The organism is Pseudomonas sp. Snoq117.2, from assembly GCF_900110545.1.
GTDB classification, from domain to species: domain Bacteria; phylum Pseudomonadota; class Gammaproteobacteria; order Pseudomonadales; family Pseudomonadaceae; genus Chryseomonas; species Chryseomonas benzopyrenica.
Genome location: NZ_FOED01000013.1, coordinates 19826 through 40128 on the forward strand (window position 1 = coordinate 19826; position 20303 = coordinate 40128).

The following is a 20303-nucleotide window of genomic DNA, read 5'->3' on the forward strand; positions in this document are numbered from 1 at the left end:
CAGCTGTATGGTGATTGGCATGGCCATCTGTATGGCGCGCGATGCCTGTCCGCGCCGCTATAGTCCGGGCATGAATCGCTATCAGCTGCTGGCCGATGCCCTCGGCCGCCGTATCGAACAGGGCCTCTATCGACCGGGCGAACGCCTGCCGTCGGTACGGGCCCTGGCCCAGGAGCACGGGGTGAGCCTGGCCACGGTGCAGCAGGCCTATCGGCTGCTGGAGGACCGTGGCCTGGTGGAGCCCCGGCCCAAGTCCGGCTATTTCGTCCGCCTGGAAAGACGCGTCATCGAGTTGCCGCGGGTGACCCGACCGGCGCGTTGGCCAGTAGAGGTCTCCGGCTGGGAACCGGTGCGCGAACTGATGACCTCCACCCCCGACTCGGTGCGGGTGCAACTCGGTCGCGGCCTGCCGGATACCGAGGCGCCGACCCTGGCGCCCTTGCTCGCCGGCATGGCGCGGCTGGCCCGGCGACCGGGCAACGCCGGGCTATCCTACGACAGCATCCAGGGCGTGGCGGCCTTGCGCGAGCAGGTCGCACGCCTGCAACTGGATGCCGGCTGCGTGCTCACCGCCGATGACATCGTCATCACCAGCGGTGCCCACGAAGCCCTGGCTACGGCCTTGCGCGCCACCTGCCAGGAGGGTGACATCGTCGCGGTGGATTCGCCGACCTTTCACGGGGTGATGCAGACCCTCAAGGGCCAGGGCCTCAAGGCACTGGAGATCCCCACCGATCCGCGCACCGGCATCAGCCTGCCGGCGCTGGAACTGGCCCTGGAGCAATGGCCGGTACGGGCCATCCAACTCACCCCCAGCTGCAACAACCCCCTGGGCTACTGCATGCCCGAGGCCAACAAGCGTCAGCTGGTGGCCCTGGCGCGCAAGCACGACCTGGCGGTGATCGAAGACGACGTCTATGGCGACCTGCTCTATGGCTATCCGCGGGCGCGGGCGCTCAAGGCCTTCGACGAGGACGACCGGGTGGTGCTCTGCAGTTCCTTCTCCAAGACTCTGGCGCCTGGGCTCAGGGTCGGCTGGGTGGCGCCTGGGCGCTATGCCGAGCGCATCCTGCACCTCAAGTACATCGGCACCGGCTGCACCGCGCCCCAGCCGCAGCTGGCCATCGTCGAATTCATCGCCGCTGGCCACTACACGGCCCATGTCCGGCGGATGCGCGCCCAGTACCAGCGCAATCGCGACCTGATGAGCGCCTGGGTGCAGCGCTACTTTCCGGCCGGCACCCGGGTCAGTCAGCCCCAGGGCAGCTTCCTGCTCTGGGTGGAGCTGCCTGAAGCCTGCGACAGCCACAGACTCAATCGCGAATTGCTCGCCCAGAGCGTCCAGATCGCCTGTGGCAGCATCTTTTCCGCCTCGGGCAAGTACCGCAACTGCGTGCGGCTGAACTATGCCCAGGCCCAGCGCCCGGGGATCGAGGAGGGGGTACGGCGCGTCGGTGAAGCGGCTTGTCGGCTACTCGACGAGGCGCTGGCGCGGTCGGCGGCGGTGCCGGTCTAGCCGACCCTGGCGTACAGCGCGAAGTCTTCGCCACCGAGACGAGGTTTCGCCCGCCCTCTACACTGGCAGTTTTGAGCGAGGACTCCCTATGCCACCCCGTCTCTATCTGGCCGGTCCCGAGGTCTTTCGCCCCGACGCCGTCGCCCATGGCGAAGCGCTCAAGGCGCTCTGCGCCAGCCAGGGCTGCACGGGCCTGTTTCCGCTGGACAACGCCATTCCCCCGGAGCTGAGCGAACCGCGCGAGCAGGCAGCCTGGATCTATCGGACGAATCTGGCGCTGATTGAGCAGGCCGATGGCGTCCTGGCCAGCCTGGATTTCTTTCGCGGCGCCGAGCCCGACAGCGGTACCTGCTTCGAGGTGGGCTATGCGGTGGCGCTGGGCAAGCCGGTTGTGGGTTATGTGCCAGAGACGGGTAGCCTGGCCGAGCGGATTCGCGCGCGGCATCCCGAGTGGGTGGGGACCGGGCTGCTGGATAAAGAGGGTTGGACGCTGGAGGAATTCGGCTTGCCGCTCAACCTGATGTTGGCGGTGCCCGCTACGCTCGTCGTCGGCGGACCTGAGGTTGCCCTGGCGGTGTTGCGCGAGCGGTTGGGCTAGCGGGGCAGGTGGGTAGGACCCTCACCCCGCCCCTCTCCCGTGGGGAGAGGGGGCGGGTGAAGCGCGGTTAGCCGCGCGCCAGGGGTGCCAGTTCGTCCAGGCCGCTGTGGCCGTCGGCATAGGCCGCGCGGAAGCTGTCGCGCTGCTGCCAGCGCGCCCAGAAGGCCGCCAGGTGCTCGAAGCGCTCGTCCAGCGGCGTCTGGTTGGTGGGGAACTTGGAGAAGGCGATGGCGGTGCACAGGGTGATGTCGGCAAAGGTCGGCGCCGCGCCGCCCAGCAGCCACTCGCGACCATCGGCCAGGTGCCGATCCACTAGGGCCGCGTGCATCAGGGCCTCCTTGCGGCAATGCTCGCCCCACTGCGGATTGTGGGTCAGCTCCAGCTTGTGGCCGAGGCCTTCGTGCTGCACATGGAACATGGTCACGATGCGATAGAGCACGTGCACGAAGATGCGGTCGTTCCACATGGCGTCCTGGCCCTGCTCCAGCGGCGTTTCGCCCATTACCTTGCGGCCGGGATAGCTGTTATCCAGATAGCGGGCGATGGCCGCGCTTTCGGCCAGGTAGCCGCCCTCGGCGAGCTCCAGGGTAGGCGTCTCGCCCCAGGGATTGCGCTTGAGGTGCTGCCACTGGCGCTGCTCGCCCTCGGGCGCCATCTTGAGGATGACCTCCTCGAACTGGTCGGCGATGTCCTTTTCATGGATGAACAGCCGTAGGCGCTGGGGATTGGGAAAGGCGGACGGCGAGGTGAAGAGGCGTAGCTTGGCCATGGCGGACTCCGGAAAGGGAACAGACGAAGCATGCGACTGCGGGCAGTCCTGCAGCGTTCGTAAAGGGCGACCAAGGATGCTGGGCCAGGGCAGGAGATGAATAACCAAACCTCTGTATGCCGTCCATGCACAGAGTCGATTGGTCAGGTCGGCGTTTAGCTCACGAGGCCAAGCGCCGTAGGTTGGCGCTGAGCGTCGCGAAGCCCAACAGCGTGGCTGGGCCTTGGGTGATGTTGGGCTTCGCTGGCGCTCAACCCAACCTACAGGAACCGTGCCAACAGCGTGGCTGGGCCTTGGGTGATGTTGGGCTTCGCTACGCTCAACCCAACCTACGGGAACCGTGCCAACAGCGTGGCTGGGTCTTGGGTGATGTTGGGCTTCGCTGGCGCTCAACCCAACCTGCGGGTGCAGTGCCAATCTGTGAGTGCCTTAGTTGGCTCTCTTGCTGTCCACCTGGTCCAGGCGGCCGCCGCGGAAGGTGAGGAAATACAGCATGCCGTTCCAGGGACCGTAGGCCCATTCCTCGACGAATTCGACCTGGCGATAGCCGTAGCCGTCGGTGACCTGGCGCTCGCCCAGGGGCGTGACGCTCAGGGGGTCGCCGCACTTGCTGCGAACCTCGTGGGTGGTGGAGCCGGTGGAGACCAGGGCGCTGCCGCACCGCAGCGACGCGGCCTGGCTGGTACCCGTGGCGAGCAGGAGCAGCAACAGCAGGGCGCGAGGGGTCATTGGCGCTGGAACTCGATGCGACTGAGGCGGTTGGCTTCGAAGGTGAGGATGTAGTTGGCGCCGTTCTTCGGGCCGTACACCCACTCTTCGATCACCGCCTCACGGCGTTCGTTGCGACCCAGTTCGTAGCCCACCAGGTCGCGATGGGCGGGTTCGCCGCATTTTTGCAGCACTTCGAAGGCGCGGTCGCCCCGGCTGACCAGGGCGTTGCCGCACCTCATGGAATCGGCGGCGGCGCCGGTGGCGACCAGCAGGGTGAGGGCGGCGAGCAGGCAACGCATGGGAGTCTCCTGACCGGTCAGAGCACCCCGAGCTGCAATTGCGCGGCCGTGGGCGATTCGCCGGATTGGGCTTGAGTACTGACATCCAGCAGATAGACCCGCTGGGCATCCAGTTTCGCCGTGTCCACCAGATAGGTCTTGATGGCCCCCGCGCGTTGCTGGGCCAGGCTGCGCAGGAGGCCGTCGTTGCCGCTCCAGGCTTCGAGCACCGCCTGGCGCAGGCGCGCCGTGCGGGTGGCATCGTCAAGACTATCCCATTCCTGCGGCGGTTGCGCCTGCAGTCGCAGCCGATACAGGCCTTCCAGCAGGGGCGCGCGCATGTCGGCGGGCACCTGCAGCTGGCTGGGATCGGCCGGCACCTTGTCGCCGCGACGTTGCAGCAGGTTGAAGTACTGGGTCTGGAAATCCTTTTCCAGCTGGCTGGCGGCCAGAGCGCGGCCATCGCTGGCGGCGCCGGCATGGCCCTTGACCTCCACCGTCAGCTGCGGGCGCTGGCGCAGGGCCGCGGCCAGTTTGTCCAGCTCGCCGCGGGCCTGGGCCGAGATGGTGGTGCTGCCGGCGGCGAAGTCGATGGCGCTGAGATCCGCTTCATGCCCGCCGACCAGTCCCGCCAGCATGCGGAAGGGCGCCTGGACGGCGCGGCTGAGCACGTTGCGCAGGGTCTGCCAGACCACCGGCATGACGCTGAAGTTGGGGTCGGCGAGATTGCCCGCCACCGGCAGGCGCAGGTCGATGCGACCGTGGCTGTCCTTGAGCAGGGCCACGGCCAGGCGCACCGGCAGGTCCACGGCGTCCTTGCTGTCCACCCGCTCGCCCAGTTCCAGCTGGTCGAGCACCACATGGTTCTGCGCTTGCAGCCGGCCGTCGTCGATGCGGTACTGCAGATCCAGGTCGAGGCGCCCCTTGCGCACCGCATAGCCGGCGAACTTGCCGGTATAGGGCGACAGGGTGGTGAGTTCGACCTGGCGAAAATAGGCGGTCACGTCCAGTTGCTGCAGGGGGTCGAGGGGATCGAGACGGCCCTTGATCTCCACCGGGGCGAAGCGGTCGACCTTGCCGGCGAGGTGGATGTCGGCCGGTTTCGAGGCGGCGGTATCGAGGGTGCCGATGCCGCCTTCCAGCGACTGGATATTGGTGGCGAAACCGGGCTTCAAGCTGTTGTCGGCGAAATCGGCGCTGCCGTCCTTGATGGTCACCCCGCCAATGCGGATCTGCAGCGGTGGCGAGCTGTCCTTCGACGCGGTTTTCGGCTGGGGCACCAGCAGGGCGCTGAAGTTGTTGCTCAGGTCTTCGTTGATCACCAGGGTGCCATAGGGCTGTTCCAGGTCGATCTTGTCGATGACCAGCCGCTTGCCCAGTTCGAAGGCGATGCCTTGCACGTCCAGCCGCTGCCAGCGCATGAAGTCCTGCTGGTGCAGGGTGTCGAGCACATGCACCTGGGTGACCTGGGCCGCGCCGCTGACGGTGAGCCCCAGCGGCTCGCCGGGTTTCAGGGCCACCTTGAGCCGACTGGCCAGCTGGCCGCTGCGGATCTCCAGGCGCACATAGGGGCTGAGATAGGGCTGAGCCTGGCGCAGGTTGAGTTCGTCGATGCCGACGTCGAAGCTGCCCTGCAGGGGACTGAGCGCCAGCTGGCCGCTGGCGGTGATGCGGCCGCGATCGCCCAGGGTGGTCTTGAGCGCCAGGCCAAAGGGTTTGTCGCCGGCGGTATCGAAGCCTTTCACGGCCAGATCCAGGCCGCTGAAGTAGAGACTGGCCGGGTCCTGTGGCACGCGGTCCACCAAGTGCAGCTGGTTGTCGCTGAGCTCGGCGTCGTCGAGCCGCACGCGCCAGGCCGGGCCACTGCTGGGGGCATCGCTGGTGGGGAAGAGTTTCTGCCAGTCGAACGTGCCGTCCTGCTCGCGATTGCCCCAGGCATCCAGGCCGTTGCCGCGCAGGCGGGCGATGCTGACTTCGCGCTTCTGCAGGTCCAGACCGATGCCTTCGACGGCCAGGCGCTTGAAGCTGGCCTTGGGTTCGGCACCGACCGCCTGCACGGCGACGTCGTCCAGCGCCAGGCGGCCCTGGCTAAGTTGCAGTTGCAGGCTCTTGCTCAGGTCCAGGCGGTAGTGGGTGCTGGCTTCCAGGCGCCCCTTGCCCAGCGCCAGGGGCAACTGGTTGCGCACATAGGGCCACCAGGGCGCCAGGCTGACGCCCTTGAGGGTCAGGTCGCCCTCGCTGCGTAGCGGCAGGAGATCCAGGCTGCCCTTCCAGGTGAGCTGGCCGCCCTGGGCAGTGGTGGCGGTCAGTGCCAGTTGGCCCGGGGTGTCGCCGCTACGGGTGCGGAAATCCTGCAGGGTGGCATCCAGGGGGGTGAAGGTGGCCTCCACCGGCTGGGCGCCCTGGGCGTCGAGGAAGTGCAGGCGGCCGCCGACCAGGGCGATGCGCTCGATATGCACCGGGAAGGGCTGGCCTGGCTCCGCATCCGCTGGCGGCGGCGTGGCGGGAGTGGCGGGTTCGCTGCGCCAGAGCTGGGCCAGATTGACCTGGCCGCCCTTGGCGATGCGCAGGTCGACCTGGGGCTGGTCGAGGCGTACCTCGGTCAGGTGCAGGGTGCGGCGCCAGAGGCTGTCCCATTGCAGATCGGCCGAGAAGCCATCGGCGGCAATCACGGGATGCTCCGCCGAGCCGATTAGCAGCTTGTCGGCGTGCAACTCCAGGGTGAAGGGGTTGAAGCTCAAGGCCTGCAGGCTGGCCGGCTGGGTGAGGCGCTCGGCCAGCGTCTGGTTGAGGTAGTGCAGGGCGAGGCGCGGCCCGACCAGGAAACCGAGCAGACTGTAGAGGGCCAAGAGCGCGAGCAGCACGAGGCTCGCTTTCACAATTCTGGACATGCAGGCATCTAGGACGGCGAAGGTGGCCGGATTATGGCACGGCGCTTCCGGCGACAAGGGCGGTGGCTGTCCCAAAAGCTATGGGTCTGACCTTCTGTAGCCGCCTGGCGACCGTACGGCGGGCCTTGGTAAAAATAGTCATCCTTTAAAGTGTTTGAAACGTTATTGCAATAAATCTGTAGTGAAGTGACCGCCCGCGCCATCCTCTCGGTCCCTTTCCATGAATCCCTCTCGTTCTCTGCGTGCTCAATTGCTGCTGCTCATTGGCGGTGGTCTCGTCCTGTTGCTGGGGCTGGCCCTGGCCGGTTTCGGCTTGCTGTCCCGGCAATTGGATGGCTATCAACGCCTCCTCACGGGTCCGCTGGAGGAGGCGCGCCTGGTGGACGCCACCAATCTGGCGTTCAAGTCGCAGGTGCAGGAGTGGAAGAACGTATTGCTGCGCGGCGGTGCTGCCGACCAGCGTGAGCGCTACTGGAAGCAGTTCCAGGAAGAAGAAGCTCGGGTCCAGGCGGCGCTGGAACAGTTGCAACGCCGGGCCGACGAACCCGAGCTGCGTCAGCGCCTGCAGCAACTGGCCCGGAGTCACAGAGATATGGGCGAAGCCTATCGCCACGGGCTGGCGGCCTATGTAGCGGCGGACTATGTCGCCGCCCAAGGCGATGTCGCGGTCAAGGGCATCGACCGGGCGACCAGCGAGCAGCTGTCCAGTCTGGTCACCGACCTACATAAGCGGGCCAACGACCAAGCCGGGGCCCTGAGCGCCGAGGCACGGCGCACCGTGCTGCTGGCAGTGGGCGCCATGCTCGCCTTCGCCGCCCTGATCGCCCTGCTCAGTGCCTGGCTGGTCAACCGCCGCATCGTCGGACCGCTGGCGCGGGTCACCGAGCAGCTGGTCCAGCTCAGCGAGGGGCGCCTGGGGCAGCCCCTGGCCGAGTCGCGGCGCGACGAGGTGGGTCGGCTGGCACGCGCCGCCAATCGTCTGCGCGACTTTTTCGTCGATCTAGCCGGCCAGTTGCGCCAGGGTACCGGGGCGCTCGATGCCACCACCCAGGAACTGGGCGCCATCGCCCAGCGCAGCGGCGAGGGCATCCGCGATCAGTTCTCGCGTACCGATCAGGTGGCCACCGCCATGCACGAGATGAGCGCCACCGCGGAGGAGGTGGCCCGCCATTCCGGCAGTGCCGCCACGGCGGCCAACGACGCGGATCGCGCGGCTCGGGAAGGCGAGACGAGCATGACCCAGACCATCGCCACCATCGAACGGATGCACGCTGAAATCACCCGCACCGCCGCCGTCATCGCCCGCCTGGAGCACGACAGCGAGCGTATCGGGAGTGTGCTGGAAGTGATCCGCGGCATCGCCGACCAGACCAATCTGCTGGCGCTCAATGCCGCCATCGAAGCCGCTAGGGCAGGGGACGCCGGACGCGGCTTCGCCGTGGTAGCCGATGAGGTGCGCAGCCTGGCGGTGCGCACGGCCAGTTCCATCAGCGAGATCCATCAGTTGATCGCGACGCTGCAGGGCGCGGCCCACGAAGCCGCCGAAGCGGTGCGTGCGGGCGCCGCCGAAAGCAGTACCGGACGCGATCAGGTGGTCGCTTCGGGCGAGCGGCTGCGCAGCATCACCCTGGCGGTGGAGGCCATCCGCGACATGAACCGGCAGATCGCCACGGCGGCCGAGGAGCAGACCTCGGTGGCCGAGGACATCGCCCGCAACCTGGCGGAGATCGTCACCGTGGCTCGCCACAATGAAGATGACCTGGGGCGTACCCAGAGCGCCAGCGAACGTCTGCAGGGCGTTTCCCAGGATCTGTCCCAGCTGGCCGGTCGGCTGCGGGACTGATCGACGGTCACGCCGCCGTCGAGACGCTGGCTAGAGGTGTTCAGAAGGCAACGGAGTGCTCTGGCAAGGCACTTTGCCATGATCCGTCCGTCGCTCCGGATTAAGTTTGACTTAAGCACCGCCGACTAGTCTCGCGAACAGGTTGCATTCTCAGGAGGAGGCGCGGCGACGGGTCGAGCGGCTCGTGGCGAGACGACAGGAAGGCATGGGCAACCGCGAATCGAGAAACCGCGCCGCCGCCGGGAGTGCCAGATGTCCAGTCCGATCCAACTCCGTTCCATCCAGAAGAAGATCCAGTTCCTGCGTACCACCTTCAGCTATGTCGGCTGGTCGCTGTTCGGTCTGCTGCTGTGGGACGTGGCGGTCACGGTGGACGCCATGCTGTTCGTCGACGACCGCTTCGACCTGCCGCTCACGCCCCTGACCCTGCTGTGCTCGGCGCTGGTGGTGCTGATCAGCTTTCGCAACAGCAGCGCCTACGCCCGCTGGTGGGAGGCCCGTACCCTGTGGGGCGCCATGGTCAACAGCTCGCGTAGCTTCGGCCGCCAGGTGCTGACCCTGATCGACGATAACGGCAAGGCGCAGAACCGGGTCAAGGCGGTGCTGCTGCGTCGGCACATGGGCTATCTGCACGCCCTGCGCGCCCAGCTCAAGCGCCAGGACCCGGCCCAGGCCGCCGCGCCTTATCTCGCCCGTCATGAACTGGCACTGGCCGAAGGCAGCCTCAACTTCGCCAACGACATCCTCGCCGGCACCGCCGAGCTGATCGCCAGCGAATACCGCCAGGGCCGCCTGGACAGCATCCGCCTGGCGCGGCTGGAAGAAACCCTGGTGGACATGTCCAACTGGCAGGGCGGCATGGAGCGCATCGCCAATACCCCCTTGCCCTATCCCTACGTCTGCTTTCCGCAGCTGTTCAGCTTTCTGTTCTGCATCGCCATGCCGCTGGGCCTGGTCTCGACCCTGGGCTGGTTCACCCCGCTGGTGTCCACCGTGGTCGGCTTCATGCTGCTGGCGCTGGAGCGCATCGGCAGCGATCTGCAGGCCCCCTTCGCCGACAGCCAGCACCAGATCACCATGGACAAGCTGTGCGCCACCATCGAGGCCAACCTGCTGTCGATGCTGCGGCCGCGCAGCGAAGAGGGCAGTGCGGTGCTCCTGGCCCAACCCGAGACCGACGCCGCTCTGACCCGGCAGGTGGCCTGATACGCCGGCATCCTGAGATGGCGACCCTCTGCGAAGTGTGAAGACGTACGGAAAGTGGCGGGCCAGAGGGATTTCTTTGCTATCGGTACGGCACTAGCGCCGCTTCGCTCCGGTCACATTTTGCAATCTCCCCTGGCAGCGGTGGTTGGCTGGGATCCGTCGAGTCATACCGACGGCCTCTGGCGGGCTAGGGCGAGAGGTGCCGTGGGGCGTTTTGTCCTGCGACTCTTCATCTCGCTACGGATGCCCGCTCATGTCCGAAACCCGTGCCCCGGCCACCGCCGCCAGCGCCGAACCCTCGCGCCGCGCGCGCCATGCCCTGGATGCCCTGAACTTCACCCTGGCTGACGTCCGCGACGGCCTGGGCCCCTATCTCGCCATCTATCTGATCGCCGTGCGCGGCCCGGGGGAGGGCTGGAACGAGGCCACCGCCGGTTTCATCATGACCCTGGCCGGCATCGCCGGGCTGATCGCCCAGACCCCGGCCGGCGCCCTGATCGACCGGACCCGCCACAAGCGCCTCATGGTCGGCGTCGCCGCTCTGGTGGTGACCGTCTGCAGCGTGATGCTGCCCTTCGTTTCCAACTTCTATGTGGTGGCGGCCACCCAGTCCTTGGCCCATGCCGCCGCGGCCCTCTTCGCCCCGGCGCTGGCGGCCATCACCCTGGGGATCGTCGGACCCAAGGCCTTCACCCGGCACATCGGTCGCAACGAGGGTTTCAACCACGCTGGCAATGCCGTCTCGGCGGCTCTGGCAGGTGGGCTGGCCTATTTCTTCGGCCCCACCGTGGTGTTCTGGCTGATGGCGCTGCTGGCGGCGGCCTCCATCGTCGCCATCGTCCGTGTCCCCCAGGACGAGATCGACGATGACCTGGCCCAAGGGCTGGGCGAGGAAAACGGCGCTCGCGACAGCAAGCCGGTGTCGGCCTGGCAGGCGCTGCTGGCCAATCGCAAGCTGCAACTGCTGGCGTTGCTGGCGGCCATCTTCCACCTGGCCAATGCCGCCATGCTGACCTCGGTCGGCCAGCAGCTGACCCATATCGTCGGCAAGGACAGCGCCACCTCGCTGGTGGCCGTTTGCATCGTCGCCGCCCAGTGCGTGATGGTGCCGGTGGCCATCCTGGTGGGGCGCAAGGCCGACGTCTTCGGGCGCAAGCCGATCTTTCTCTTCGCCTTTGCCGTGCTGGCCGTCCGTGGGGTGCTCTACACCTTTTCCGACAGCCCCTACTACCTGGTGGCGGTGCAGCTGCTCGACGGCATCGGTGCCGGGATCTACGGTGCCCTGGTGCCGGTGATCGTCGCCGACCTCACCCGCGGCAGCGGGCGCTTCAACGTCAGCCAGGGCGCCATCGCCACCGCCCAGGGCCTGGGCGCGGCGATCAGCGCCACCATCGCCGGGATCATCATCGTCCGCTTCGGCTACGCGGCGGCCTTCACCACCCTGGCCGCCATTGCCGCGGTGGGCTTCGTGCTCTATCTGCTGCTGATGCCGGAGACCCGCGACCGCCAGGTGGTTGCCGATGCTCGATCAGGCGCCATGGAGCCTCCGCAATCGACCGGATTAGGCTAATGTCTGCCGCTTTCCCGCTCGATAGAAGGCACTAGGCGTTCATGGGGTCACTCGCGCTCTCTCCTCACCTGCTGACCTGGATCATTGCCGGGTTAGCCACCCTTGGGGTGGTCTCCCGGCCCTTCGGCTTGCCGGAGGCGCTGTTCGCCGTCGCCGGCGCGGCGTTACTGGCCGTCTTCGGTCTGTTGCCACTGGATGGCGTCTGGCACGGTATCGCCAAGGGCACCGACGTCTATCTGTTCTTGATCGGCATGATGCTGCTGGCCGAGATCGCCCGGAAGGAAGGGCTGTTCGACTGGGTCGCCGGCCATGCGGTGCGCGCGGCCAAGGGTTCGGCGCTACGGCTGTTCGCCCTGGTCTATGGCGTCGGCATCCTGGTCACGGTGTTTCTGTCCAACGATGCCTGCGCCGTGGTGCTGACGCCGGCGGTCTACTACGCCACCCGCGCTGCCCAGGTGAAGAATCCGCTGCCCTATCTGTTCTCCTGCGCCTTCATCGCCAACGCGGCGAGCTTCGTGCTGCCGATCTCCAACCCGGCCAACCTGGTGGTGTTCGCCGAACATATGCCGGAGCTGGGCCGCTGGCTGGCGCTCTTCACCCTGCCGTCGATCCTGGCCATCGTGGCGACCTTCCTGACCCTTTGGGCGACCCAGGCCAAGGCCCTGCGCGCCGAGCGCCTGTCCCAGGGCGGCGCGGTGGAGGCTCTACCCACCACCGGACGCATCGCCGGCTGCGGCCTGATCCTGACCATCCTGGTCTTGCTCGGCGCCTCGGCACTGGATCTGGAGCTGGGTCTGCCGACCTTTCTCGCCGGCTTCGCCACCTTCCTGGTGGTGGTGGCCTGCAAGCGCGGCGGCGGTCTGGAGCTGCTCAAGCACATCTCCTGGAGCGTGCTGCCGTTGGTGGCCGGGCTGTTCGTGCTGGTGGAGGCCCTGGAGACCACCGGGGTATTGCAGGCGCTGGCCAATCAGTTGCAGGCCGCCGCCCAGGCGACGCCGGAACGGGCAGCCTGGGGTGCCGGCCTGCTGGTGGCCTTTGGCAGCAACCTGGTCAACAACCTGCCGGCCGGCCTGCTGGCCGGGGCGGCGGTGCAGACCGCCCAGGTCTCGGAGAAGATCGCCGGCGCCGTGCTGATCGGTATCGACCTCGGCCCCAACCTGTCCATCACCGGCTCGCTGGCGACCCTGCTGTGGCTGGCCGCGCTGCGCCGCGAGGGGCTGTCGGTGAGCTTCTGGCAATTCCTCAGGCTGGGCGCCGTGGTGATGATCCCGGCGCTGGTGTTGGCGCTGGCCGCGCTGATCCACCTCTAAGGCGCTGACCGGCGGTATCCAGGCGTGGCGGCATTGTCGCTGCGCTTAGGGCACTATCGGGATACCTCTGCTGGAGAGAGCTGCCCATGGCCGTCGCTCGCTATACCGGATTCGCCCAGGCGCTGCACTGGCTGACCGTCGCGCTGCTGTGCCTGCTCTTGCCCTTTGTCTGGGTGGCGGAAAACTTTCCGCCCGGGCCGGTGCGCACCCTCTGGTATCTGCTGCACGAATCCACCGGGATCTCGGTGTTCCTGCTGATCCTGATCCGCCTGACCTGGCGCTGGCGGCATCCGGCGCCGCCGGCCAACCCCCGTGACGGTCGCCTGCTGCAGCTGCTCGCCGGGCTCAATCACGGCATGCTCTACGCCGTGCTGCTGATGATGCCGGTGACCGGCTACCTGATGGCTGGGCAGGGGCAGCCGGTGCCGGTGTTCGGACTGTTTTCCCTGCCCGGCTTTCCTCGCCACGAAGCCCTCGGCATCCTCGCCAATCGCATCCATGTGGCTGGTCAATTCGCCGTCTACGGGTTGGTGATCCTGCACGTGGCGGCGGTGGTCTGGCATGTGGCGATCCGCCGTGACGGCACCCTGGAGCGGATGCTGCCCGAGCAGCGGCCTTAAAGCGTCAGGTCCCTTCCACCAGCAGCCGATCGCGCTCTAGCAGGGCGGGCAGGGTCTCGCGCAGGTGGTCGACCAGGGTGCGGATCTTGGCGTCGAGAAAGCGCCGCGACGGATAGAGTGCATGGATGTCCAGGCCATAGAGCCGGTGCCCGGGTAGTACGCGTTGCAGGCGGCCACTGGCTAGGCCAGCGACCGCGGCGTACAGCGGCAGGGCGCCGATGCCCAGGCCGCTGGCCACGGCTTCGGCCAGGGCATCGGCGGTGTTGACCTGGAAGGGCGGCCGATCCACCGCCACCTCGGCTATCCCTTCAGGCCCCTCCAGCAGCCAGCGATCCGGCGCCATGGCCCGATTGACCAGGCGCAGGCAGCGATGTCCGGTAAGGTCGGCGGGCGTGGCCGGGCGCCCCTGGCGGTCCAGATAGGTGGGCGCCGCGCAGAGCACGCTATAGGTACTGCCCAGATGCGCCGAGTGGAAGGCCGAATCCGGCAGGCCAGCGGCCAGGATCAGCGACAGGTCGTAGCCTTCCTTGAGGATGTCGGTGAAGGTGTTGGTCAGCTGCAGGTCCAGGTCCACCTCGGGATAGCGCTCGGCATAGCCGGCCAGGCTCTGGATCAGGTAGTGCTGGCCGAGGCCGGTCATGGTGTGGATGCGCAGCCGCCCGCGCGGCACCGCCAGGGCGTGACGGGCCTCGGCATCGGCTTCGTCGAGGTCGGCGAGGATGCGCTGGCAGCGCGTGAGGTAGCGTTCGCCAGCGTCGGTCAGGCGCAACTGGCGGGTGGTGCGATGCAGCAGCCGGGTCTGCAGGTGCTGCTCCAGCTGACTGACCGCCCGGGAGACATAGGCGGTGGTCAATTCCAGCTGGCGGGCGGCGGCGGTGAAGCTGCCGGTCTGGGCCACGCAGGCGAAGGCACGCAGATTGAAGAGATGATCCATGGGCGGGGCAGGGCGGTGGAAAGGGGGCATTGTGGGCCATTACCCGCCCGTTGGTTAAGGCTCTTTGCCGTCACACCCGACTTAATCCGCGCGGGCGAGACTTTCTAGAATGGCCACCGAGACGCTGCGTCTCGCCCCTTCCTATCGCTCTCGTCGTTGCCCAGCATGCCTCTTGCCTCACCGCCGCTCGCGCGGTCCGCCGCTGCCTACTCCCGTACCCGCTGGCCGAGCCGCAACGCCTGGCGCCGTGCCGCTCGCGAATGGGCGCGTACCGATGGCCAGACCTGGGCCTTCATCGCCAAGGCGCTGTTGGCTGCCACCCTGGCCCTGTGGCTGGCCTATCGCCTGGAACTGCCGCAACCGAGCACCGTGCTGGTTACCGTGTTCATCGTCTTGCAGCCGCAGAGTGGCCAGGTGCTGGCCAAGAGTTTCTACCGGATCCTGGGCAGTCTCGCCGGGCTCACCTTCACCGTCGCCGCCATCGCCCTGTTCGCCCAGGAGCGGGTGCTCTTGCTCGGCGCCCTGGTGCTGTGGATCGGCTACTGCACCCGGGGGGCGGCGCGTTATCGCGACTTTCGCAGCTATGGCTTCCTGCTGGCCGGCTACACCGCCTGCCTGGTGGGGCTGCCGGCGGTGGCCCAGCCCCAGGGCGCCTTTCTGCAGGCAGTGTGGCGTCTGTTGGAAATTGCCCTTGGCATCTGCTGCGCCGGGGTGGTAAGTGTCGCGATCCTGCCGCAGACCACCCGTGGCGTCCTGCGCCGGACCCTGGCCCAGCGCCTGCGCGATTTCCTGGCCATGGCCCATGACGGTCTGCTGGGTAGCCTCGATGCCGAACGCTTCGCCGGACTCAGTGCGCGTTTCGCTGCCGATTCCGTGGGCTTCGAAAGCCTGCGCAGCGCCAGTGTCTTCGAGGAGCCCTATCTGCGCCGACGCAGCGGACGCCTGGCCGCCCTGGGCAATCGCCTCATGCTGCTCAACACCCGCTTCCATGCGCTCTACCAACTGCTCGACCGCCTGAGCGATCGGCCCCGGGCCGTGCGCCAAGCGCTGGCGCCCGCCCTTGGGCTGATCGCCGCCGTCCTGGCGCCGGCCCTGGGTCGCCTGCCGGAAGAGCGTGACCTACGCCGCCTCAGTGAGCGCCTGGCTGCGGAGCGCGAGACGCTGATGGCCGCGATCCGCAGTGGCCGCCAGCAGCTGGTCCGGATCGTGCCCGCCACCCAGGTCGACCGGCTCGACTACGACACCGCCGCCGAGCTGCTCTATCGCTTCGCCGAGGATCTGCACCTGCTGCTTGGTGCCCAGCTGGCACTTGAGGCGCCGGCGAGTACGACACCCGCTCCCCGGGAGACCTTCACGCCCCTGGCCAGCCGTGCGGTAGCCTGGATGGCCGGGCTGCGCAGCGCCCTGGTGGTACTGGGCGTGGGGCTGTTCTGGATCGAGACCGCCTGGCCGAGTGGCGCGGCCTGCACCCTGGCCGCGGCGCTGATCTCGGCGCTGGCTTCCACCTCGGCCGATCCGCGCCGCTATTGCCTGCAACTGGCCGGCGGTACCCTGGTCGGGGCCCTGGCCGGTGGCCTGCTGCAATTCCAGGTGCTGCCCTGGATCGACGGCTTCGCCCTGTTGCTGCTGACCCTGACACCAGTGTTCGCCGCTGGCGCCTGGCTGATCACTCGACCGCGGCTGGCGGGCTATGGCACCGGGCTGATGGTCTGGTTCTGTTCGGCGGCCCTGCCGGGCAATCTGCCGCGCTACGACGCCGATGTCTTCTGCAACACCTACCTGGCCTACGGGGTGGCCTGCGCGGTGGCGGTAGTGGCGGTCAGTGTACTTCTGCCGCCCAGCCAGCCTTGGGTCTGGCGCCGGCTGGAAGATGCCCTGCGCGAGCGACTGGTCCATGCCATCGGGGCACCCCTGGCCGGTCTGAGTGGCCGCTTCGATTCCGGCCTGCGCGATCTGCTCAACCAGGTGCAGGTGCTTACCGTCGGCCAGCCGGAGGTGCAGCGGCGGCTGCTGCGCTGGACCTTCCTGAGTCTGGAGCTGGGCCACGCCATCATCGAGCTGCGCCTGGAGCAGGCCGCGCTGCCACCCCTGCCCTGGTATCGCGAAGAGCGTGCCTGGCGCCTGGCCATTCGCGCCCTGGGGCGGGCCCTGGTGCGATTGTTCCGCCAGCCCAACGCCGCCAACCTGGCCCGCGCCCTGGGCGCCGTGGACCAGGCCATCCTGCTGGCGCACCAGGCCCAGCGCTACCTGGAGCCCAATCCGGGCGACTTCGATCGCTCACCGCTGCGCCGTATCGCCAGCTACCTGCATTTCATCCGCACCTCGCTGCTGGCGCCGGATTCGCCCCTGGCCGGGTACCTGCCGCCGGCCCGGCCACCGGCGCGGGACGAAGGCTGAGCAGCGCTTCTGGAAATATTGGCTAGGCTTACGAACGGGGAGGGCCGTCAGGCCCTCTGCCATGCGACTTTCGGCACAACCAGAACAAGGCCCGCCTGCCCATGCCCGTCCGCTTCGTCCGTCCGCTGCTCTGTTCCGCCAGTTTTCTGCTGACTCCCCTGGCGTTTGCCTTGGAGGCTCCTGGCGCCCCCGGTGCCACGCCCTTCTGGTCCTATTCCGGCAAGACCGGCATCGGCACCAGCTACGAGGCCTATCGCGATGGCGCCTACAGCGACCAGGCCAGCACCGGCCGCGTCTCGCGGGTGTGGTTCTCCCTGGCCCAGGGGGTGGTCACCGAGACCATGCAGGGTCTCATCCACGAGGCGCAGCTGCGCGAGATGCAGCTGGTGATCCGCGGTCCCGACTTCACCCACCTGGAGCGCGACGACACCGACAGCCGTATCGAATACCTGGCCACCGATGCCGCCGGCCGGCCCACCTCGCTGGCCTACAAGATCGTCAACCGCGACCGCCAGGGCCGCTACGAGATCGAGAAGCACGTCTTCACCGACCCGGACCAGGACACCCTGGTCATGCGCGTCATCTTTCGCAGCCAGGACCCACGCATCCAGCCCTATCTCTATGTCGATCCGGCGTTGGCCAACAGTGGCAGCCATGACCGCGCCGCGGTGAAGGGTGGGGTGCTCTACGCCAGCGAAGGCGAGCACGCGCTGGTGGTGAAGGCCAGCCAGCCGCTGCAGACGCCTACCGTAGGTTTCGTCGGCAGCTCCGATGGCCTCGACGACCTGCGCCGCAACGGCAAGCTGACCCAGACCTACAGCAGCACCGGCGACCAGGCCGGCAACGTCGCCATGCTGGCCAAGCTGCCGCTCAAGGGCGCCGAGACCACCCTGGACGTGGTGGTGGGCTTCGGCGCCAATCCGCGCCAGGCCGAGGCGGCGGCGGATGCCACCCTGGCCCGCGGTTATCAAAAGGTGCTGGCCCACTACAACGGCGAAGGCGACGCCATCGGCTGGCAGGACTACCTGGCCGGCCTCGACCAGCTGCCGCGCCTGCAGGCCCAGGCCGGCGACGGCGGCAAGCTGCTCAATGCCAGCGCCCTGGTGCTCAAGGCCCAGGAGGACAAGACCCACGCCGGCGCCCTGATCGCTTCGCTGTCCAATCCCTGGGGTGAAACGGTGCCGGCGGGCAAGGGCACCACCGGCTACAAGGCGGTCTGGCCACGGGATTTCTACCAGTGCGCCATGGCCCTGCTGGCGCTGGGTGACCGGCAGACGCCCAAGGTCGCCTTCAGTTACCTCAAGCAGGTGCAGGTGGATGCCAATACCGCGCACAAGCCGGCCGACAGCTCCGCCTTCATCCATCAGCAGAAACAGGGCGACGAGGTACGGGCACCGGGCGCCACCGGCTGGTTCCTGCAGAAGACCCACGTCGACGGCACCATCGAGTGGGTCGGCGTGCAACTCGACCAGACCGCCATGCCCATCATGCTCGGCTATCGCCTCTGGCAGGGTGGCCTGCTCGGCGACGCCGAAATCGACCGCTGGTACCGCGACATGCTCAGGCCCGCGGCGGATTTCCTCGCCCGTGACAGCCAGGTCAACCTGGGCTGGAACACCTGGCAGGTCAAGCCGCCGCAGACCCAGCAGGAGCGCTGGGAAGAGCAGTGGGGCTATTCGCCATCCACCACCGCGGCAGTTATCGCCGGTCTCGCCACCGCCAGCGAGCTGGCGCGCCATGCCGGCGACGAGGCCAATGCCAGCCGTTACCGCGAGACCGCCCGGCGCTATTCCGGCCAGGTCGAAAAGACCATGGCCACCACCCAGGGCAGCCTGGGCGCCGGCAACTACTACCTGCGCATCACCCAGAACGACGATCCCAACGACAAGGGCACGCTGGTGGACAACAACAGTCGTCCGGGCCTGCCGGAGGACCAGGTGCTGGACGCCGGCTTCCTCGAACTGGTGCGCTACGGCGTGCGGCCGGCCAGCGATCCCCTGGTACAGAAGAGCCTGGCGGTGCTGGACGACGAAGGCCTGCCGGAGAATCTGCGGGTCAAGTACAGCTTCCAGTACCCCGGCGTCACCGGCACCTTCCCCGGCTGGCGGCGCTACGGCAACGACGGCTATGGCGAGAGCGAAAGCTCCGGCATCAATTTCCCGGCCACCGAGCAGCCGGTGCCCAACTCGGGGCTGCGTGGCCGGGTCTGGCCGATCTTCACCGGCGAGCGCGGCCATTACGAGTTGGCGCGCCTGGTCCTGCAGGGCAAGCCGGACCCGGCGGCGCTGGGCAAGCTGCGTGACACCTACGTCCGCGGCCTGGAGCTGTTCGCCAACGCCGGCCTGATGCTGCCCGAGCAGGTCTGGGATGGCGTGGGCGACAACCGGCGCCACGGCTACCAGATGGGTCAGGGCACCGATTCGGCGACGCCGCTGGCCTGGTCCCACGCCGAATACGTGAAGCTGCTGCGCTCCCTGGCGGACGGCCAGGTGTGGGATCACTACCCGGTGGTGGCGCGGGCACTGGCGCCCTGAAGCAAGCCAGTTGTCGGATCGCGAGCGCTGTTAGCGCTTGCGATCCGATAGCAGCTCTGGTCGATTTTGCTTCAGCCAATGCGTGACGTGCTGGAGCAGGACCTCGGCCTGCTGCAAGGCCTCCTGAGCCATCGAATCGCTGACTAGATCGCCCGAGTAGTCGATGACGTTGCGTTGCTTGCGCAAGGTATCCAGTACCAACATCGTCGATGTATCAAGCTCGACGGTCCGGGGCAGTGACTGGATCATGGTCTGATGGTGACCGGGGCGGCTAGTCAGGGTCCGATAGCCATTGGCCTGAAGCGCTGCGTTCGCGCCCTGCATGATTGCCTTGTAGGCCAGATCGAAGCGGCTTTCGCTGCTCAGTATTGGCAGACACGCATCGGTCAAGCTACGTTGCGCTGCCTCCAGCAAGCGCTGGATGCTCGCAGGGTCCGGTGTGATCGCCTCAAGACTCTTGCCGAGCAGATTATCCAGGGTCATCTGTCCTTCCTTGTGACAGGTACGAAGCGTCGCCGATGACGAACACCTTGGGCTTTTCCAGCAAGTCCGTGATGAAGGCTCCTCCTTCCGCCAACAGCCTCTGCCATTCCTCTCGCGGGTATACCTTGGGATTGATCTCGCGCCCAAGCGTCTCCTGACAGGGATAGAGCACTGCCACTACCTCGCGGAAGGTCACGGTACCCAGGATCATGAGGTCAATATCGCTTCCAGCGCTTGCTTTGCCGCTAGCCATCGAGCCGAAGACGAAAGCTGCCGATATTCGGTCTGCAATGGGGCTCAGCGCCTCGGCCAGAATATCGGTCAGGCCACTGGTCTTGCGCAAGATGCTCGCCAGCTCTTCGAAGATGGGGCACTCCCGATTGGCGCGATAGTGCTGTTGATTACCCACGCGCGTCTTCACGGCCAGACCTGCCGCGACCAGCTTGACGAGCTCACGGCTCAGGGTGCCAGACTGGGTCTCGGTCAAGCGCGCGATTTCGCGCTGATGGTAGCTGCTCTCCGGATGGAGCAGAAGAAGTGCCAGGACCTTGCGGCGATAGTCGGGAAATAGAACGGAAGCAAGGGACATAAGAATTTTTTTTGCTGCCTTTTGGGCTGCAATTGAAGCCTAAAAGGCAGCAAA

The 20303-nt window shown here is 67.3% G+C and carries 16 protein-coding genes and 1 pseudogene; 10 read left to right on the top strand and 7 right to left on the bottom strand.

Annotation, left to right across the window (positions count from 1 at the left end; translation table 11 throughout):
- Positions 1-70: 70 nt before the first annotated feature.
- Together BMZ43_RS21645 and BMZ43_RS21650 are read left to right on the top strand one after the other, a co-directional pair.
- Positions 71-1516, top strand: coding sequence for an aminotransferase-like domain-containing protein (locus tag BMZ43_RS21645; protein ID WP_177344845.1), 1446 nt, complete (start codon positions 71-73; stop codon positions 1514-1516).
- A gap of 88 nt (positions 1517-1604) precedes the next feature.
- Positions 1605-2114: a nucleoside 2-deoxyribosyltransferase gene (locus tag BMZ43_RS21650; protein ID WP_093256429.1), complete on the top strand. Its 510-nt coding sequence runs from the start codon at positions 1605-1607 to the stop codon at positions 2112-2114.
- Between the two features lie 67 nt (positions 2115-2181).
- Here the strand turns inward: BMZ43_RS21650 and BMZ43_RS21655 are convergent, their stop codons facing one another.
- From BMZ43_RS21655 to BMZ43_RS21670, 4 genes are all read right to left on the bottom strand, one after another.
- A complete protein-coding gene (locus BMZ43_RS21655; RefSeq protein ID WP_093256431.1) occupies positions 2182-2883 on the bottom strand; it encodes a glutathione S-transferase family protein in 702 nt (233 codons plus the stop codon).
- 429 nt (positions 2884-3312) lie between these two features.
- Complete coding sequence (locus BMZ43_RS21660) at positions 3313-3612, bottom strand: DUF2845 domain-containing protein (RefSeq protein WP_093256433.1); 300 nt, start codon at positions 3610-3612, stop codon at positions 3313-3315.
- On the bottom strand, positions 3609-3893 hold the full coding sequence (locus tag BMZ43_RS21665) for a DUF2845 domain-containing protein (RefSeq protein WP_017642680.1): 285 nt from the start codon (positions 3891-3893) through the stop codon (positions 3609-3611). The genes BMZ43_RS21660 and BMZ43_RS21665 overlap by 4 nt, the downstream gene beginning before the upstream one ends.
- 17 nt (positions 3894-3910) lie before the next feature.
- A complete protein-coding gene (locus tag BMZ43_RS21670; protein ID WP_256563098.1) occupies positions 3911-6763 on the bottom strand; it encodes a DUF748 domain-containing protein in 2853 nt (950 codons plus the stop codon).
- Between the two features lie 799 nt (positions 6764-7562).
- Between BMZ43_RS21670 and BMZ43_RS27510 the strand changes: the two are divergent.
- The 6 genes and pseudogenes from BMZ43_RS27510 to BMZ43_RS21695 form a co-directional block, all read left to right on the top strand.
- A pseudogene (locus BMZ43_RS27510) lies at positions 7563-7736 on the top strand (HAMP domain-containing protein); the annotation flags it as partial.
- A 156-nt stretch (positions 7737-7892) separates the two neighbouring features.
- Complete coding sequence (locus BMZ43_RS27515; RefSeq protein ID WP_371913901.1) at positions 7893-8606, top strand: methyl-accepting chemotaxis protein; 714 nt, start codon at positions 7893-7895, stop codon at positions 8604-8606.
- Positions 8607-8858: 252 nt separating this feature from the next.
- Complete coding sequence (locus tag BMZ43_RS21680) at positions 8859-9812, top strand: bestrophin family protein (RefSeq protein ID WP_017642677.1); 954 nt, start codon at positions 8859-8861, stop codon at positions 9810-9812.
- Positions 9813-10065: 253 nt separating this feature from the next.
- Positions 10066-11382: an MFS transporter gene (locus BMZ43_RS21685; protein WP_093256437.1), complete on the top strand. Its 1317-nt coding sequence runs from the start codon at positions 10066-10068 to the stop codon at positions 11380-11382.
- A 41-nt stretch (positions 11383-11423) separates the two neighbouring features.
- Positions 11424-12692 (top strand): arsenic transporter, encoded by a 1269-nt coding sequence (locus BMZ43_RS21690; RefSeq protein WP_093256439.1) that lies wholly within the window; start codon positions 11424-11426, stop codon positions 12690-12692.
- An 86-nt stretch (positions 12693-12778) separates the two neighbouring features.
- Positions 12779-13312: a cytochrome b gene (locus BMZ43_RS21695; RefSeq protein WP_093256441.1), complete on the top strand. Its 534-nt coding sequence runs from the start codon at positions 12779-12781 to the stop codon at positions 13310-13312.
- Between the two features lie 4 nt (positions 13313-13316).
- On the opposite strand, the gene BMZ43_RS21700 is transcribed toward BMZ43_RS21695, so the two are convergent.
- Positions 13317-14246, bottom strand: a complete 930-nt coding sequence (locus BMZ43_RS21700) for a LysR family transcriptional regulator (RefSeq protein ID WP_017642673.1) — start codon at positions 14244-14246, stop codon at positions 13317-13319.
- Between the two features lie 165 nt (positions 14247-14411).
- Here BMZ43_RS21700 and BMZ43_RS21705 point away from each other — a divergent pair, with 165 nt between their 5' ends.
- Positions 14412-16643 (top strand): FUSC family protein, encoded by a 2232-nt coding sequence (locus tag BMZ43_RS21705; protein ID WP_093256443.1) that lies wholly within the window; start codon positions 14412-14414, stop codon positions 16641-16643.
- A gap of 101 nt (positions 16644-16744) precedes the next feature.
- Positions 16745-19177, top strand: a complete 2433-nt coding sequence (locus BMZ43_RS21710; protein WP_093256445.1) for a glucan 1,4-alpha-glucosidase — start codon at positions 16745-16747, stop codon at positions 19175-19177.
- A 30-nt stretch (positions 19178-19207) separates the two neighbouring features.
- Here BMZ43_RS21710 and BMZ43_RS21715 read toward each other — a convergent pair whose 3' ends face one another.
- Positions 19208-19660 carry a hypothetical protein gene (locus tag BMZ43_RS21715; protein ID WP_017642670.1) on the bottom strand — a complete coding sequence of 151 codons (453 nt, stop codon included), beginning with the start codon at positions 19658-19660 and terminating at the stop codon, positions 19208-19210.
- Positions 19647-20249, bottom strand: coding sequence for a nucleotidyltransferase domain-containing protein (locus BMZ43_RS21720; protein WP_093256447.1), 603 nt, complete (start codon positions 20247-20249; stop codon positions 19647-19649). The genes BMZ43_RS21715 and BMZ43_RS21720 overlap by 14 nt, the downstream gene beginning before the upstream one ends.
- Positions 20250-20303 lie beyond the last annotated feature (54 nt).

Excerpts from the sequence above, each read along its gene's own strand:
- BMZ43_RS21645 (WP_177344845.1), top strand. The coding sequence starts at position 71 with ATGAATCGCTATCAGCTGCTGGCCGATGCCCTCGGCCGCCGTATCGAA.
- BMZ43_RS21680 (WP_017642677.1), top strand. The coding sequence starts at position 8,859 with ATGTCCAGTCCGATCCAACTCCGTTCCATCCAGAAGAAGATCCAGTTC.
- BMZ43_RS21655 (WP_093256431.1), bottom strand. The coding sequence starts at position 2,883 with ATGGCCAAGCTACGCCTCTTCACCTCGCCGTCCGCCTTTCCCAATCCC.
- BMZ43_RS21700 (WP_017642673.1), bottom strand. The coding sequence starts at position 14,246 with ATGGATCATCTCTTCAATCTGCGTGCCTTCGCCTGCGTGGCCCAGACC.
- BMZ43_RS21665 (WP_017642680.1), bottom strand. The coding sequence starts at position 3,893 with ATGCGTTGCCTGCTCGCCGCCCTCACCCTGCTGGTCGCCACCGGCGCC.
- BMZ43_RS21715 (WP_017642670.1), bottom strand. The coding sequence starts at position 19,660 with ATGACCCTGGATAATCTGCTCGGCAAGAGTCTTGAGGCGATCACACCG.
- BMZ43_RS21710 (WP_093256445.1), top strand. The coding sequence starts at position 16,745 with ATGCCCGTCCGCTTCGTCCGTCCGCTGCTCTGTTCCGCCAGTTTTCTG.
- BMZ43_RS21670 (WP_256563098.1), bottom strand. The coding sequence starts at position 6,763 with ATGTCCAGAATTGTGAAAGCGAGCCTCGTGCTGCTCGCGCTCTTGGCC.
- BMZ43_RS27515 (WP_371913901.1), top strand. The coding sequence starts at position 7,893 with ATGCACGAGATGAGCGCCACCGCGGAGGAGGTGGCCCGCCATTCCGGC.
- BMZ43_RS21695 (WP_093256441.1), top strand. The coding sequence starts at position 12,779 with ATGGCCGTCGCTCGCTATACCGGATTCGCCCAGGCGCTGCACTGGCTG.
- BMZ43_RS21705 (WP_093256443.1), top strand. The coding sequence starts at position 14,412 with ATGCCTCTTGCCTCACCGCCGCTCGCGCGGTCCGCCGCTGCCTACTCC.
- BMZ43_RS21685 (WP_093256437.1), top strand. The coding sequence starts at position 10,066 with ATGTCCGAAACCCGTGCCCCGGCCACCGCCGCCAGCGCCGAACCCTCG.
- BMZ43_RS21720 (WP_093256447.1), bottom strand. The coding sequence starts at position 20,249 with ATGTCCCTTGCTTCCGTTCTATTTCCCGACTATCGCCGCAAGGTCCTG.
- BMZ43_RS21660 (WP_093256433.1), bottom strand. The coding sequence starts at position 3,612 with ATGACCCCTCGCGCCCTGCTGTTGCTGCTCCTGCTCGCCACGGGTACC.
- BMZ43_RS21690 (WP_093256439.1), top strand. The coding sequence starts at position 11,424 with ATGGGGTCACTCGCGCTCTCTCCTCACCTGCTGACCTGGATCATTGCC.
- BMZ43_RS21650 (WP_093256429.1), top strand. The coding sequence starts at position 1,605 with ATGCCACCCCGTCTCTATCTGGCCGGTCCCGAGGTCTTTCGCCCCGAC.